The organism is Alkalihalobacterium sp. TH-98, assembly GCF_057473385.1.
The window spans coordinates 1-13,821 of record NZ_JBYCKM010000059.1 but is presented as its reverse complement, the minus strand read 5'-3'; the positions used below and the strand labels follow the sequence as shown (position 1 = coordinate 13,821).

The window sequence follows — 13,821 nt, the reverse complement described above, 5'->3', positions numbered from 1 at the left end:
CAAACAAAGCGTTGGACTTAAATGAAACCGCCGTATACGGAACCGTACGTACGGTGGTGTGAGAGGTCGGGGGTTAGTCACCCCCTCCTACTCGATTAGGGAGAGACTCTTAAAGGATATAACTAGGCGTAATACGAATTATGCTTCCTCTTGTCCTTCATCTTCTGGTAACTGCTGATCACGTCGGATTGGATAAGGTGCTTCATATTGCATATCCGGATCGCCAGCTTCTTGCAAGCGCTCAAGGTTAGGGAATATAGGATCCATGTCTCGAATTTGCTGTTCTAATAGTTCGTCTATACGCGGTGTTAAACTGCTTAAGTTACCAAAACGTTCAATGTCTTCCATCATTTCTGGATTATCCGTTACAAAAACGTCTAAGTACCTTGGTGCCATCGACTGAGCTGTTACTTTTACTTGCAGGGCAACATCGTCTCTATTTTCAACGGCATTTGCTGAATAAGCGACAAGAATGTATTTATCCGTAACGAGCGTACCGCATTCTTCGACCTGTGGAAGATAAACGGCCATTTTACTGATAGCATCTGCAAGCAGGTCACGGTCTATATAAGCCACATCAGGTTCGCGATGTTCACGCTGTTCCTGAGCTTTATGATGGCGGACAAAACCGAATTGTGCATGCTCCGGATTTTGAACTCCGTTTCGTTCAGAATGAAGGATGCCGGCACCACCACCAGATGGGTTATATTTAGTATGTCTTGCTTGTTGCTGCATGTTTGGAGCTTCATTTCCCATCATCGTTTGACAGCCTGCAGTAATAAGCATCGAAGAAAGTACACAAGCAGTGATCATTTTCTTTTTCATTAAGACGACCCTCCTCCTAAAAATTTGTACGATTAAGTACTTTTACTAAAGTCCAAAAATGAATATTGAAAGATCTCTTTTATAGGTTGAGCGAGTGTTGCCATTTTTAATGAATGAAAATAATGGTTAATCTGGAATGAAACAGTGCTGAAATCATTCTGCAGATGTTATGAAGTCTCAGTTTATGGTAAAATAAAATGAATGATTTAAAGAAGGTGGGATCTTTATGGTTCGAGTACAAGGCTTGAGCTTTGAAATTATAGAAGATGTACGCAATGGCTGGAATGAAGAAGAATTCATGGAGCGTTATAGTGACGTTTTAAATAAATATGATTATATTGTAGGCGACTGGGGGTACAGTCAGCTCCGCTTAAGAGGTTTTTTTGAAGACGCCAATAAAAAGTCCAATTATGATAATAAAATTAGTACGCTATCCGAATACTTGTACGAATACTGCAATTTCGGCTGTCCTTATTTTGTATTAAAACGAGTGAAAGAAGGGCGGAAAAATTAAGGGGAAACCCTAAACTTCAAATGTTCGGATAATATAATAGATCATAAAATATTGCAATGATAAAAACAGTGAGGAGTACGGTTCCTCACTGTTTCGTTGTTTACTTGCTCGTATAGGGTGGTTCTTCGTTTTTATCTGGATCATCATGCGTGGGGTGAGCACCCGGAAATTGACGTGGTAAGTTTTGGTGAAGTGATTTAAATTCATAGTTAAACGCACTGTAACTACGCTGTCCTTCACGCCAAGGAGTACTTTTCCCTAATGGACGATTAACCGGAGAACCATATGGACCTTCAGGCAATGTTTCTGGAAAGATAAAGTTACGTTGGGTCTCGACATTCGAGAAGTCTGTGTACGACGCCTCGGTTACCTGTTCTTTATCTTTGCGCTGCGGGTGTTGTTCATCCATAATAAAACCACCTCCTATGGTTAGAGTACCCTAAGAGGTGGTTTTTAGCCTTAAAGCAGATGTTCAAAAAGTCCGGGAAAAATAGCTGTGAATTTCTTTGTTGCCTTGCTTCTGCGTTACTCACGTATTAAAACCATACGCTGCGATACTCGAAGCTGCGTCGCCTCGAACTTCTTTGCTCTTTTTGTCCTCCTTTTTGAACTTGATTAGAAGCAGATGTTCAAAAAGTCCGGGAAAAATAGCTGCCGAAGATGAACTTCGACTTAGGGCCCTACGTCGTCTCCAATTGCGGTTCCTTCGTAAGACCAACTACAGAAAGACTTTACTGAGCAGCGTCCCAACCGAACTAGTTAATAGCTGAAGTAAGGTTAAGAGGACTGAGAGGCCCTTATTCAAGGCAAAATCGTGTTTTTGAGTAGCTAAGCTGACTGAAAAGCCCTTATTTGCTATTAAATAGCTGTTTTGAAGTATAATTAGATCATATAAGGGCCTGTGAGTCCGCTAAAGTTCAAAGATATTAATTTTAGCATAAATAAGGGCCTGTGAGTCCGTTAAAATGGTCTTCACCCAATTAATCAGTGCTTTGCCCCACTTTTATTACATCATTTCCTGCAGGAACGAACGAAGCTCTTCTGCATCTTCGTCATTCAGCTTGTAAACATGCTCTAGGTAGCCAGGCTCATCTAAATCGTCTTGTCCGATAATCGCAAAACGGTTGGATTGCATGTCTAAAATAAGTTGCTTTCCGTAGTGTCTAGTCGTTTTAACGATGGCGAGATCAAAGCGTTGATTTTCGCCCATAAAGCTTACATATCGTGTTTTGGTTGTTTCTTCATCATCATATAAGAAAAAACGTTCTCCCATTATTTTATCACCTCTATGAGTTATGCATTTGTAAATGCGGTTTATATTCTAAATGATGGTGCGCTTTGATATATCGAACGGTCTTTGTTTTGGCACGCATCACAATCGAATCAGTTTCAACTAAATCCCCACCTAAAAAGCGGACCCCTTGCAGTAATTCCCCAGAAGAGACACCAGTTGCAGCAAAAATGGCATCGTCACCACGAACGAGATCATCGAGCGTTAAAATTTGATGAGGATCTTCAAGCCCCATTCGTTTACAGCGTTCAAACTCTAAATCGTCCTGTGGCTTTAGACGAGCTTGCATGTCGCCACCTAGCGCTTTAATGGCAGCAGCAGAAATAACACCCTCAGGAGCACCACCAATTCCGACAAACAGATCAATCCCTGTATGCGGTAATGCTGTAGCGATTGAAGCACCAACATCCCCGTCCCCAAATAATTTTACACGAGCACCTTTTTGACGAACTCTTTCAATCAGCTCAGCATGTCGTTCACGCTCTTGAATGATGACGGTTACATCATGAATTCGCTTGTTTGTCATTTTAGCGATAATATCGATTGTTTTTTCAATTGGATCATCAATGCGGACAAGCCCTGCTGCTTTAGGACCAACAGCGATTTTTTCCATATACATATCGGGTGCATGAAGTAATGTTCCTTTATCTGCAACAGCGATAACAGCCATCGCATTAGGATGTCCTTTAGCGACAATACTTGTTCCTTCAAGAGGATCTACTGCAATATCCACTTCTGGTCCGTTGCCACTACCAACTTTTTCACCTATATAAAGCATTGGTGCTTCATCTAGTTCCCCTTCACCAATGACAACTTCTCCTTTGCAATTGACGGAATCAAACATGGCACGCATCGCAGTGGTAGCCGCATCATCTGCTTCATTTTTCTTCCCACGGCCAAGCCATTGTGCGGATGCAAGAGCAGCTGCTTCTGTTACTCGGACGATCTCTAGTGCAAGTTCACGATCCAATGTATTCTCCTCCAGTTCTAAAGCTCTTTATATGTTTAGTCATGTTTAATCATAACAAAATCAACAATAATAAGGAAATAGTATGGAACAAATATTGAAAAAAATAAATCAAGGTCTAGGATATGAAATGATTATGTTATACTAATGAGTAGAGAAAGTTGGTAGCTTTTATGTAAAAAAAATAAGAACATCGGGTGATCAAAAATGTATTTCGTAGACCGTGAAAAAATTGAAAATACGTTAAATCATATTGAAGTCTTACTTAGTAGATACCGAAATCAGTCAACATGGGAGTCAGACATAGAAAAGTTAGCATTAGAAAGAATTGGTCATAATTTAATTGAGTCAATTATTGATGTAGGAAATGCGATGATTGACGGGTTTATTATGAGAGACCCTGGGAGCTATGAGGATATTATCGATATTCTTGAAGACGAGAAAGTAGTAGATGCAAGCGCGGCTGAGCAGTTAAGGCATATTATTCGATTCCGGAAGCCACTCGTACAAGCTTATGTAACGGTTGATCATAGTGAACTCCTCAACATTTTGGAGGGGAATGTGGCAGCGATTAAAGCGTTTCCGCGAGCTGTACGTCATTATCTTGAAGCAGAGTTAGGACCAGTTTCAGCGTTTCTTCCAAAAGAATAAGCGGTTCTTTTAAGGTAAGAGAGAGCTAATTTATTAGTGATGGTTTAGTTAAACGGTATAAATACCCTAGAGGCGAAAATGTGCCACAAATGCACGATTTTTCGTCTCTATTTGTATTGGTGAAGAAGCTGCGTTGAGAATGTAATGTAGAAACTGATTCATTTTGATTTATGCTTCGTATTTTAGTCGCAATTGCAGGACTTTTTTTCTTTTTATATATTCTATACATTTTTATTTAAAAATTTACAGAATATAATAAATCGAATACAATATAGAGGAAGGTGGTGTTAGGATGGATAGTACAGCCTCCTCGACTCGAGAGCAAATTTTACAATTGCTAAAAAAACATAAAAGTCTAACGGTTGCTAATCTAGCCAATCATCTTGAGATTACAGAAATGGCTGTTAGAAGACATTTAGGGACGTTAGAAAGAGATAATGTCGTTGAAACGAAAATGGTAAGGCAAGCAATGGGAAGACCTACGACACTGTATTCATTGTCGCAAGAGGGCGAAGAATTATTCCCGCGCAATTATGCTTCGCTCACATTGGGTTTCTTAAAAGATATTGAAAAATTAAGCGGTAAACAGATGGTTGATCAATTGTTTGAATTACGAAAGCAGCGGATGAAAGAAGAGCTAGAAGATCGCTTTAAAGGCAAAAGCTTTGACGAACGCATCAAAGAATTAGCTGACTTTCAGTCGAACAATGGATACATGGTGGAATGGGAAAAGTCAGATGACGGCACCATCCACTTCAAAGAATACAATTGTCCGATTTCACAAATTGCTAAAGAATATCCTGTAGCGTGTGCATGTGAGCAATCCCTGTTTCAAGAGTTGCTAGAAACGAATGACATTGAATGCGAAACATGTATGGCCATTAACGAAACACCGCATTGTTACTATAAAATTAAAGCACCTGAAACCAACGAATAAAGAAGTATAGCTTCAGCTATACTTCTTTTTTTCACCCATAATGACTATAATAGTGATGAATTAAAGTACTAAAGGTACCAGGCACCTTTAGTAAAGCAGTGGATTAAAGGTGCCTGGTACCCAACAATAAAAAGGGGTTTTTATGAAGAATTATAAAGGGTTTTTAATTGACTTAGATGGAACGGTATATCGAGGCAAGGAGCGAATTGAAGAAGCTGTGGATTGGATTAATACAATTCATCAATCTGGGCTCCCTTACTTGTTTGTGACGAATAATTCGTCGAAGACACCTGAGCAAGTGGCTGAAACCTTAAAACATATGGGTGTTCAGTGTACAAGTGAGCACGTCTTCACGACCAGTATGGCGACAGCGAACTATATTGCCCAAATTGAGACAGACCCGAAAGTGTACATGATTGGTGAAGTTGGCTTAGAACAAGCATTACAATCTAGAGGGTTTGAGTTGACGGAAGAAGAAGCAAACGTCGTTGTGATGGGAATTGATCGCGAAGTTACGTATGAAAAATTTGCGAAGGCTTGCTTACATGTAAGAAATGGGGCGACATTTATCTCGACGAACGGCGATAAAGCGATACCGACCGAAAGAGGACTTCTGCCTGGGAATGGTTCGCTTACGTCAGTCGTCGCTGTTTCAACTGGCGTTACCCCAACGTTCATAGGAAAGCCGGAGTCCATTATCATAGAACAGGCTTTAGAACGGCTAGGAACGAGTAAAGAAGAGACATTAATGATCGGTGACAACTATGATACAGACATTATGGCTGGTATTCGAGCAGGCATCGATACACTGATTGTACATACAGGAGTTACTTCAAAAGAAGACTTGAAGAAAATGAAAGATCAGCCAACCTATTCAGTAGACTCTTTAGCTGAATATGTGTTTGCAGAAGAATAAAAACAACACGGTACCTGGCACCTTTAGTACACTAAAGGTGCCAGGTACCGTAAAAAGTAGGTGCCGAAATTATTCCAAAAAGATTTATTCGCAGTTTGCGGCGCGGTGGGCTAATCGACTTGATGCCGCAGCAGCGATTGCACCGACGATATCATCTAAAAATGTATGACATTCCTTAGATTCTTTGTCATTCAACTTTTCAAGGATGCCCGGCTTTTGTTTATCGATGTAGCCGTAATTCGTAAATCCAATCGAACCATAAACGTTAACAATGGATAAAGCGATGATTTCATCAACGCCGTAAAGACCTTCATCACTTTCAATAATACTCAACAGCGGTTCCTCGATTAATTTCTTTTCCGCTAATTTGTCTAGTTGTATCCCTGTTATAATCGCATTTTGCACTTCGCGTTTAGAAAGTACGCGATCAACATTGAGCTTGCACTCATCAATATCTAAATTAGGATGATATTTCACCTGTAAAAAATAAACAAGATCGGCAATATCGTCTAAAGTAACCCCGCGTTCTTCTAGCGATTTTCTTGCGACTTCCTCGAGGTTATATTCTTCTTTCATCTACATCACCTCATTCATAATATCAGCATCTAGTTGTCCATCTTTCCTGGTTGAAAACACTAAAATCCCACAAGTTTTTTATTTCATTTCGAATGCATAGACGGGACAGAAGTGTAATAGTTTGAAACTGACACCAGATAAAGAGCACAACCAGGGTTTGCAACCTTGATCCAAGACATGTAGGTTCCAACTGCATACAGTCTTCAAATAAAATACCCGTATAGTGTTTATTGTATGTTGCTGTTCAAAAAACATACTTGTCATAATTTCAACGAGCCTAATCTATAGTTACACTTTTTGAAACCTGGGTCATAGACTATATTATGAAGTAGGCTGACGAGGAGTGAATCAAACATGTTTGAGCGCAATATCTACGACCATTATCAGCTGTACTGTGAAGAACGGTTTATGTTGGGCGATCTTGAAGGATTTGAAGCTAACCATGAGTATTATGTTTTTGTACCTATTGAATTCACAGCAGGCCAATCCGTTCAAGATATGATGGTTATGACTGAACACCTAAAAACAAGCGGCGAACGTGGCGTAGCTGACATTATTCGAACGGTCCAAAATCAAGCGGTCGCTTTAGTAGACGGGATAGATGGATTTTTATTTAAACTTCCAAAAAGCGAAGCGGAATGGAGAGCAGAAGGGGAGGAAAGTACGGGGCGCTCGCTTGCCTTTTTTCATTATAAGGGCAGTAATATCCAGACTGCAGCCCAGTCGACGGCAAATTACTTTGGGCAATGGAAGTTAATTTGGGAAAAAAGATTAACACAACTTGAACAGTGGTACCAAACGATGTTGCAGCGACTGCCGCAAACTGAAGTAGACGATGCCTTTTTAATGAGTTTTCCTTACTATATGGGGCTTACTGAGAACGCCATTCAATTTGTTGCCGATAGCGATATCGATGAACCTTATCGCGGGAATGAACATCCGGTGATTTGCCATAATTGTTTTACGGATCGATCTTGGCTGTCTTCACCGAACACCGCTCAATCGCTAATTAAGCTTCCGTCTCATTTTATTATCGATCATCCAAGTCGGGATGTTGCGGAATGGATCAGACACGAATTTCATGGAGAAGAATTTTCAGAGTCAAATTTATTAAAGTTTATTTATGATTATGAAAGTGTCAAGCCGCTTACTTCCTACTCATGGAGAATGATTTACGCAAGATTATTATTTCCGTTAAAGTATTTTGAAACGCTAGAAAATTACTACGGGACTCAATTAAAAGAAGAGCGGTTATATTATGGGGAAAAGTTTTTTGATTTACTTGACCGAGAACAGCGAAATCAGACGTTTTTGTCTGAATTTCATCAGTTAATGGGAAATAGTGAAATGATCGCACGTGTTCCGAGGGTTGATTGGCTCCAACAGATATGAGAAGATCAGTAAAAAAGGCAGGAATCGATACATGAAGCCATACGTTTTTATTACGAGAAAAATTCCAGATCAACAACTTACCGAGCTATATGAAATGGCTGAAGTCAAGATGTGGGAGCATGAAGATGTCCCCGTTCCAAATGACATTTTAAAAGAAGAGCTAGAACGAGCTGACGCGATATTTTCTCTCGTCTCCGATCCTATCGGTTCCGAACAACTCTCAAACTGTCCTAATTTAAAAGTAATCGCCAATATGGCCGTAGGGTATGACAATATTGATGTCGAGCTTGCGACGAGCAAAGGCATTGTTGTATGTCATACACCGGATGTACTTACAGATACAACAGCTGATTTAACTTTCGCGCTGTTACTTGCAACTGCACGCCGAATTCCTGAGGCAACTAACTACGTTAAGAACGACGAATGGAGCCAGTGGAGTCCCTATTTACTTGCCGGAACGGATGTCCATCATAAAACGATAGGAATTGTCGGGATGGGACGGATCGGTGAAGCTGTTGCGAGACGGGCAAAGGGTTTCGATATGAATATTTTATATCACAACCGCTCAAGAAAAGCAGTGGCTGAACAGGAAATAGGCGCACAGTATTGTACATTTGAAGAGTTACTGAAACAATCAGATTACGTCGTTTGTTTGGCACCGCTCACACCAGAAACGAAGGAAATATTTGAGGCAAAGGCGTTTCGGCAAATGAAGGATTCAGCGATTTTTATTAATGCATCAAGAGGTGGATTAGTTAACGAGTCTGACCTTGAAGACGCACTGAAAAACGGTGTTATAAAAGGAGCAGGACTAGATGTTTTTGCCAAAGAACCGATTCGAGCGAACCATCCGTTAGTGCAACTTCCAAACGTTGTCGCGATCCCTCATATTGGAAGTGCAACCGTTGAAACGAGAGATGCGATGGTCAAAATGACGGTACAAAATATTATTCGATCCTTAAAAGGAGAACGACCGATTGCAGCGGTTAATTTAAAAGACTTAGGAGTTTAGAATGGCTCATCAAATGGAATGTTGTTTTATTAATCGATTAAACGGCAGCGAAGCCATCTTTTCAGATCTGGAGAAACGGCCAAACGCCAATGTTGAAACGTTCAGTTGTATTGGGAATTGCCATCAGTGCTCCGAGGAATTTCACTGTGTGCTGAATGGAGAGCGATTAAGAGCATCAACACCTGAGCAACTATATGAAATGATTATCGAAAAGCTGAAATAAGAGGTAAGGACGGCCCTAGAAGCTGTCCTTGCCTTTTTGTATGAAAAATTTCGCTCTACATATAGCATGAAGGAGGAGAATGAAAAACAAACAGTTACGTCGATGAATCATGAGTTACGCCGAAATATTTGAACTTGCGCCGATAAATCATGAGTTACGCCGAAATATTTGAAACTGCGCGGATATATCTGGAGTTACGCCGATAAATTGAAATCTATGCTGATATGTTTATTATGACCTTAGATAAAATCGATCAGACCGGAAAAAACTTAACTATTCATGAATCCGTTCTTCATTATACTCTTCAAGCTACCTCTTATTTGTAATTTAACTGCCTCCCATATCCATTAAGTTCATATTGTTCATCAATTCTTTATAATCGAAACTACTACAATATGTTAGAATTATTTTAATTGAAAAATAATTCAAATAAACCCTTGTAAATAAGTGACGCTAGAATTATAATGTCCATTATAGATATACATTTGTTTATTCTGAATACACATACAAAGAATAAAACCTATGTTGAGGAGTGGGGAATGTGAACGGAATTTCAATCGGTTTGCTTGGTATAGGAACGGTCGGCACTGGGGTTATTAAAATTGTAGAAGGACATCAAGAAGAATTGATGCATCAAGTAGGGTGTCCGGTGACGGTAGGTAAGGTACTTGTGCGTTCCCTTGATAAAAAGAGAGATGTAGAAATCGATGAAAATAAATTGACCGAGAACCCTGAAGAGGTTATTGATAACCCTAATATTGACGTAGTCATTGAAGTCATGGGGGGAGTAAAAGAAGCGAAAGCTTATATTGTTCGCTCATTACAAAATAAAAAACATGTCGTAACTGCTAATAAAGATTTAATGGCACTGCATGGTGCAGAGTTGTTAAAAATTGCTCAAGAAAATGGTTGTGATTTGTATTATGAAGCAAGTGTAGCAGGGGGGATTCCGATCATTCGCAGTTTATCAGAAGGTTTAGCTTCTGATCGAATTACAAAAATGATGGGGATCGTCAATGGAACGACGAATTTCATTTTAACAAAAATGAGCAAGCAAGGCAGCTCGTATGAAGACGTACTAAAAGAAGCGCAAGAATTAGGCTTTGCAGAAGCGGATCCTACTTCAGATGTCGAAGGCCTTGATGCAGCAAGGAAGATGGCCATCTTAGCCACATTAGGCTTCTCAATGAACGTGAAACTTGAGGATGTCGTTGTACGCGGGATTACGATCATTACACAAGAAGACCTTCATTATTGTGATCAGCTCGGCTATACAATGAAATTAATCGGCTTAGCGCACCGAAGTGATGGAAGAGTGGAAGTGAGTGTTCAACCGACGTTATTACCGACTGAACATCCATTAGCAGCGGTTAATGATGAGTTCAATGCGGTTTACGTGTACGGCGAGGCAGTAGGCGAGACGATGTTCTACGGACCTGGAGCGGGATCCCTACCGACAGCAACAGCGATCGTATCTGACCTTGTGACAGTGATGAAAAATATGCGACTAGGAGTAACAGGACGAAATGTCATTGCTCCACTTTATCATAAAGAATTAAAGACAGACGAAGAAATTCAATCGAAGTACTTTTTGCGTTTACATGTTGTGGATAAGGCCGGAACATTTTCGGCGATTACATCACTGTTTGCAGAACACGGTGTAAGTTTTGAGAAATTATTACAATTACCAATTAAGGAAGCAGATCTAGCTGAAATTATTATTATTACGCATACGACAAGTAAAAAAACGTACGAAGACATTTACCAAGCGCTAAATCAACTGGATGTTGTTCAATCTGTTGAAAGTAGTTACCGTGTTGAGGGAGGAAAATAATTATGAGTCAGTGGAAAGGTTTACTAGAAGAGTATAAGCAATTTTTACCGATAAATGAGAATACACCGATGCTGTCATTACGCGAAGGAAATACACCACTTATTCCATTAGAAAATTTATCGAAAGAATGGGGCGTCGAAGTGTATGTAAAAGTAGAGGGAGCAAATCCAACGGGATCTTTTAAAGACCGTGGAATGGTGATGGCAGTTGCTAAAGCAAAAGAAGAAGGTAGTCAAACGATCATTTGTGCTTCTACAGGAAATACGTCTGCGGCCGCTGCGGCTTACGGAGCACGAGCAGGACTTCGATGCATTGTCGTTATTCCAGAAGGTAAAATCGCGCTTGGAAAGCTAGCTCAAGCGGTGATGTATGGGGCTGAAGTACTTGAGATTCAAGGGAATTTCGATAATGCTTTAGATATTGTCCGTAAAATTAGTGAACAAGAGCCAATTACACTCGTCAACTCAGTTAATCCTTACCGTATCGAGGGTCAGAAAACAGCTGCCTTTGAAATTTGTGATGCCCTCGGTCAAGCACCAGATGTGTTAGCCATCCCTGTAGGTAATGCCGGAAATATTACAGCCTATTGGAAAGGGTTCAAAGAATACAATGAGCATAAGCAAACAGGTCTTCCAGAAATGCGAGGGTTTGAGGCAGAAGGTGCAGCAGCGATTGTCAAAAATGAAGTGATTGAGGAGCCAGAAACAATTGCTACAGCGATCCGCATTGGTAACCCTGCAAGCTGGAAACAGGCAGTAGCAGCAGCGGATGAATCGAACGGAAAGATCGATTTTGTAACAGATGAAGAAATTTTAGCTGCCTATAAATTGCTTGCAAGTCGTGAAGGTGTCTTTGCGGAACCGGCTTCTTGTGCATCCATTGCAGGATTAATGAAGCAAATTCAATCAGGTGAAATTAAAAAAGGTTCAAAAGTAGTTTGTGTGCTAACAGGAAATGGGCTTAAAGATCCGACTACAGCAATGGATACAGTCGAGGTAAAACCATTAGTGCTACCAAATAGTGAGGAAGCCTTTATGGAACATATTAAAGGCGGTGTGCATCAATGAGCTTAGAAAAAATGCTCATCACGGTTCCCGCAAGCTCAGCTAATTTAGGCCCAGGGTTCGATTCAATCGGCATTGCGGTTAACCGATACCTAACGTTAACCGTACAACCGAGCGAAAAGTGGCGGTTTCACTCGGAGTCTCCAGAGCTTAAGGGAGTACCCGAAGGAAAAGAAAACCTTATATACGAAGTGGCTGAACATATTGCTCACGAACTTGGCGGTGACCTTTATCCTTGTGATGTCGAAATGGTCAGTGATATACCATTAGCAAGGGGGCTTGGAAGTAGTGCAGCAGCCATCGTTGCCGGAATCGAACTGGCTAACCAATTGTTAAAGGCAAACTTAACGACCGATGAAAAAGTGAGATTCGCAAGTCTTTGGGAAGGGCACCCTGATAATGTAGCTCCATCCATTTATGGCGGACTCATTGTCGGAAGCCACAGTACAGAACGAACGGATGTCGTCTACTGCGGTGTACCTGAAATTGACCTTGTGATGCTCGTACCTGATAAAGAATTGCTTACAAAAAAAGCGCGAAGTATTTTGCCCGAACAATTACCATTTAAAGAAGCTATTCGTGGCAGTGGACTTGCAAACGTCTTAGTAGCCGCGATTATGCAAGGCAATTGGGAACTAGCCGGACAAATGATGACCCGCGACCTTTTTCACCATCCGTATCGTCTGCCACTTGTTGACGGTTTGGAAGAAGTTATGAACTCGATTTATGAGCTGGGTGGTTACGGTGCTGCTTTAAGCGGAGCAGGACCTGCGATCATATGTTTTACAGCGAAAAATAAAGGAGAAGCTCTTAAGCAAACATTAGAAGAGAACTATCCAGCTTTCTCAGTAGAGCGAGTGGAACCAGCGAGCGAGGGAGTAAAAGTAGAAATTTTGAATTCGGCAGTAACCGAACGATAATAAAAAAGATCCCCAATAATGGGGATCTTTTTGTATACATTAAAATACTTGTTCGATTTCTTTTACGCCTGGTACTTCTTCTAATAGAGCGCGTTCGATACCAGCTTTTAATGTGATCGTTGAACTTGGGCAAGAACCGCAAGCTCCTAGAAGACGAACTTTAACTACACCTTCTTCATCGATATCTACAAACTCAACGTCTCCTCCATCACGAAGAAGGAATGGACGTAACTTATCTAATACTTCTTCAACTTGTGCACGCATTTCTTCACTTGCCATTTATAACACTCCTTTCTTTCCTCAATTATAATATCCATTCACTAAAAAATCTATGATTGTGCACTGTAAATCCTGAATTTCCAATTTTTCAACGTTGTTAATAGGTAGGCTTGCCTATTCGATGTTTAGTAATTGTGGAGTAAACTTTACGCTATGGGGTTTTGACTGCTGAACTTTATTGGCAGTACTCAGGTTGTTTGGTGTACTGTTCGAATTCTGATACAAACGAATTAACCGGACTCAGTGCAACTAGAATAAAAAGTGGACACCCCTTTAACGAACATCATTTTTGGATATGATGATAATAACAAGGAGGGGTTCCTTATGAGTGAACAACGGCAAAGGTACAATGAAGAGTTTAAACGACAAACCGTCAAATTTGCACAAGAACAAAGACAAAAGAAAACGATGAGAGATATT

At 40.5% G+C, this 13,821-nt stretch carries 16 protein-coding genes; 10 read left to right on the top strand and 6 right to left on the bottom strand.

Annotated features, from left to right (window positions below; translation table 11 throughout):
- Window positions 1-138: 138 nt before the first annotated feature.
- Window positions 139-825: a YhcN/YlaJ family sporulation lipoprotein gene (locus tag AC2VNP_RS22225; RefSeq protein WP_486919594.1), complete on the bottom strand. Its 687-nt coding sequence runs from the start codon at window positions 823-825 to the stop codon at window positions 139-141.
- Between the two features lie 226 nt (window positions 826-1,051).
- Here AC2VNP_RS22225 and AC2VNP_RS22220 point away from each other — a divergent pair, with 226 nt between their 5' ends.
- Window positions 1,052-1,339: a YutD family protein gene (locus AC2VNP_RS22220; RefSeq protein WP_486919593.1), complete on the top strand. Its 288-nt coding sequence runs from the start codon at window positions 1,052-1,054 to the stop codon at window positions 1,337-1,339.
- A 100-nt stretch (window positions 1,340-1,439) separates the two neighbouring features.
- Here the strand turns inward: AC2VNP_RS22220 and AC2VNP_RS22215 are convergent, their stop codons facing one another.
- From AC2VNP_RS22215 to glpX, 3 genes are all read right to left on the bottom strand, one after another.
- Window positions 1,440-1,748, bottom strand: coding sequence for a cytosolic protein (locus AC2VNP_RS22215; RefSeq protein WP_275119923.1), 309 nt, complete (start codon window positions 1,746-1,748; stop codon window positions 1,440-1,442).
- 597 nt (window positions 1,749-2,345) lie between these two features.
- Window positions 2,346-2,612 carry a DUF3055 domain-containing protein gene (locus AC2VNP_RS22210; protein WP_486919591.1) on the bottom strand — a complete coding sequence of 89 codons (267 nt, stop codon included), beginning with the start codon at window positions 2,610-2,612 and terminating at the stop codon, window positions 2,346-2,348.
- Window positions 2,613-2,625: 13 nt separating this feature from the next.
- A complete protein-coding gene (gene glpX, locus AC2VNP_RS22205) occupies window positions 2,626-3,600 on the bottom strand; it encodes a class II fructose-bisphosphatase (RefSeq protein ID WP_486919590.1) in 975 nt (324 codons plus the stop codon).
- Window positions 3,601-3,804: 204 nt separating this feature from the next.
- Here glpX and AC2VNP_RS22200 point away from each other — a divergent pair, with 204 nt between their 5' ends.
- The 3 genes from AC2VNP_RS22200 (at window position 3,805) to AC2VNP_RS22190 (ending at window position 6,101) form a co-directional block, all read left to right on the top strand.
- On the top strand, window positions 3,805-4,248 hold the full coding sequence (locus tag AC2VNP_RS22200) for a DUF86 domain-containing protein (protein ID WP_486919588.1): 444 nt from the start codon (window positions 3,805-3,807) through the stop codon (window positions 4,246-4,248).
- Window positions 4,249-4,540: 292 nt separating this feature from the next.
- Window positions 4,541-5,185: a helix-turn-helix transcriptional regulator gene (locus AC2VNP_RS22195; RefSeq protein ID WP_486919587.1), complete on the top strand. Its 645-nt coding sequence runs from the start codon at window positions 4,541-4,543 to the stop codon at window positions 5,183-5,185.
- A gap of 142 nt (window positions 5,186-5,327) precedes the next feature.
- Window positions 5,328-6,101 carry a TIGR01457 family HAD-type hydrolase gene (locus AC2VNP_RS22190; protein WP_486919586.1) on the top strand — a complete coding sequence of 258 codons (774 nt, stop codon included), beginning with the start codon at window positions 5,328-5,330 and terminating at the stop codon, window positions 6,099-6,101.
- 84 nt (window positions 6,102-6,185) lie between these two features.
- On the opposite strand, the gene AC2VNP_RS22185 is transcribed toward AC2VNP_RS22190, so the two are convergent.
- Window positions 6,186-6,677 carry a phosphatidylglycerophosphatase A family protein gene (locus tag AC2VNP_RS22185; RefSeq protein WP_275119929.1) on the bottom strand — a complete coding sequence of 164 codons (492 nt, stop codon included), beginning with the start codon at window positions 6,675-6,677 and terminating at the stop codon, window positions 6,186-6,188.
- A 354-nt stretch (window positions 6,678-7,031) separates the two neighbouring features.
- Between AC2VNP_RS22185 and yutH the strand changes: the two genes are divergently transcribed.
- From yutH to thrB, 6 genes are all read left to right on the top strand, one after another.
- Window positions 7,032-8,069 (top strand): spore coat putative kinase YutH, encoded by a 1,038-nt coding sequence (yutH, locus tag AC2VNP_RS22180; protein ID WP_486919584.1) that lies wholly within the window; start codon window positions 7,032-7,034, stop codon window positions 8,067-8,069.
- Between the two features lie 31 nt (window positions 8,070-8,100).
- Window positions 8,101-9,081 carry a 2-hydroxyacid dehydrogenase gene (locus AC2VNP_RS22175; protein WP_486919583.1) on the top strand — a complete coding sequence of 327 codons (981 nt, stop codon included), beginning with the start codon at window positions 8,101-8,103 and terminating at the stop codon, window positions 9,079-9,081.
- 1 nt (window position 9,082) lies between these two features.
- Window positions 9,083-9,304 (top strand): DUF1450 domain-containing protein, encoded by a 222-nt coding sequence (locus AC2VNP_RS22170; RefSeq protein WP_486919582.1) that lies wholly within the window; start codon window positions 9,083-9,085, stop codon window positions 9,302-9,304.
- 541 nt (window positions 9,305-9,845) lie between these two features.
- A complete protein-coding gene (locus tag AC2VNP_RS22165) occupies window positions 9,846-11,138 on the top strand; it encodes a homoserine dehydrogenase (protein WP_486919581.1) in 1,293 nt (430 codons plus the stop codon).
- A gap of 2 nt (window positions 11,139-11,140) precedes the next feature.
- Window positions 11,141-12,205 (top strand): threonine synthase, encoded by a 1,065-nt coding sequence (gene thrC / locus AC2VNP_RS22160; protein ID WP_486919579.1) that lies wholly within the window; start codon window positions 11,141-11,143, stop codon window positions 12,203-12,205.
- Window positions 12,202-13,122 carry a homoserine kinase gene (gene thrB, locus AC2VNP_RS22155; protein WP_486919578.1) on the top strand — a complete coding sequence of 307 codons (921 nt, stop codon included), beginning with the start codon at window positions 12,202-12,204 and terminating at the stop codon, window positions 13,120-13,122. The genes thrC and thrB overlap by 4 nt, the downstream gene beginning before the upstream one ends.
- A 39-nt stretch (window positions 13,123-13,161) precedes the next feature.
- Here the strand turns inward: thrB and AC2VNP_RS22150 are convergent, their stop codons facing one another.
- A complete protein-coding gene (locus AC2VNP_RS22150) occupies window positions 13,162-13,401 on the bottom strand; it encodes a NifU family protein (protein WP_275119936.1) in 240 nt (79 codons plus the stop codon).
- Between the last annotated feature and the right edge of the window lie 420 nt (window positions 13,402-13,821).

Bases quoted from the DNA above. Each gene is read 5' to 3' on its own strand.
- AC2VNP_RS22225 (WP_486919594.1), bottom strand. From the start codon at position 825: ATGAAAAAGAAAATGATCACTGCTTGTGTACTTTCTTCGATGCTTATT.
- AC2VNP_RS22220 (WP_486919593.1), top strand. From the start codon at position 1,052: ATGGTTCGAGTACAAGGCTTGAGCTTTGAAATTATAGAAGATGTACGC.
- AC2VNP_RS22215 (WP_275119923.1), bottom strand. From the start codon at position 1,748: ATGGATGAACAACACCCGCAGCGCAAAGATAAAGAACAGGTAACCGAG.
- AC2VNP_RS22210 (WP_486919591.1), bottom strand. From the start codon at position 2,612: ATGGGAGAACGTTTTTTCTTATATGATGATGAAGAAACAACCAAAACA.
- AC2VNP_RS22200 (WP_486919588.1), top strand. From the start codon at position 3,805: ATGTATTTCGTAGACCGTGAAAAAATTGAAAATACGTTAAATCATATT.
- AC2VNP_RS22195 (WP_486919587.1), top strand. From the start codon at position 4,541: ATGGATAGTACAGCCTCCTCGACTCGAGAGCAAATTTTACAATTGCTA.
- AC2VNP_RS22190 (WP_486919586.1), top strand. From the start codon at position 5,328: ATGAAGAATTATAAAGGGTTTTTAATTGACTTAGATGGAACGGTATAT.
- AC2VNP_RS22185 (WP_275119929.1), bottom strand. From the start codon at position 6,677: ATGAAAGAAGAATATAACCTCGAGGAAGTCGCAAGAAAATCGCTAGAA.
- yutH (WP_486919584.1), top strand. From the start codon at position 7,032: ATGTTTGAGCGCAATATCTACGACCATTATCAGCTGTACTGTGAAGAA.
- AC2VNP_RS22175 (WP_486919583.1), top strand. From the start codon at position 8,101: ATGAAGCCATACGTTTTTATTACGAGAAAAATTCCAGATCAACAACTT.
- AC2VNP_RS22170 (WP_486919582.1), top strand. From the start codon at position 9,083: ATGGCTCATCAAATGGAATGTTGTTTTATTAATCGATTAAACGGCAGC.
- thrC (WP_486919579.1), top strand. From the start codon at position 11,141: ATGAGTCAGTGGAAAGGTTTACTAGAAGAGTATAAGCAATTTTTACCG.
- thrB (WP_486919578.1), top strand. From the start codon at position 12,202: ATGAGCTTAGAAAAAATGCTCATCACGGTTCCCGCAAGCTCAGCTAAT.
- AC2VNP_RS22150 (WP_275119936.1), bottom strand. From the start codon at position 13,401: ATGGCAAGTGAAGAAATGCGTGCACAAGTTGAAGAAGTATTAGATAAG.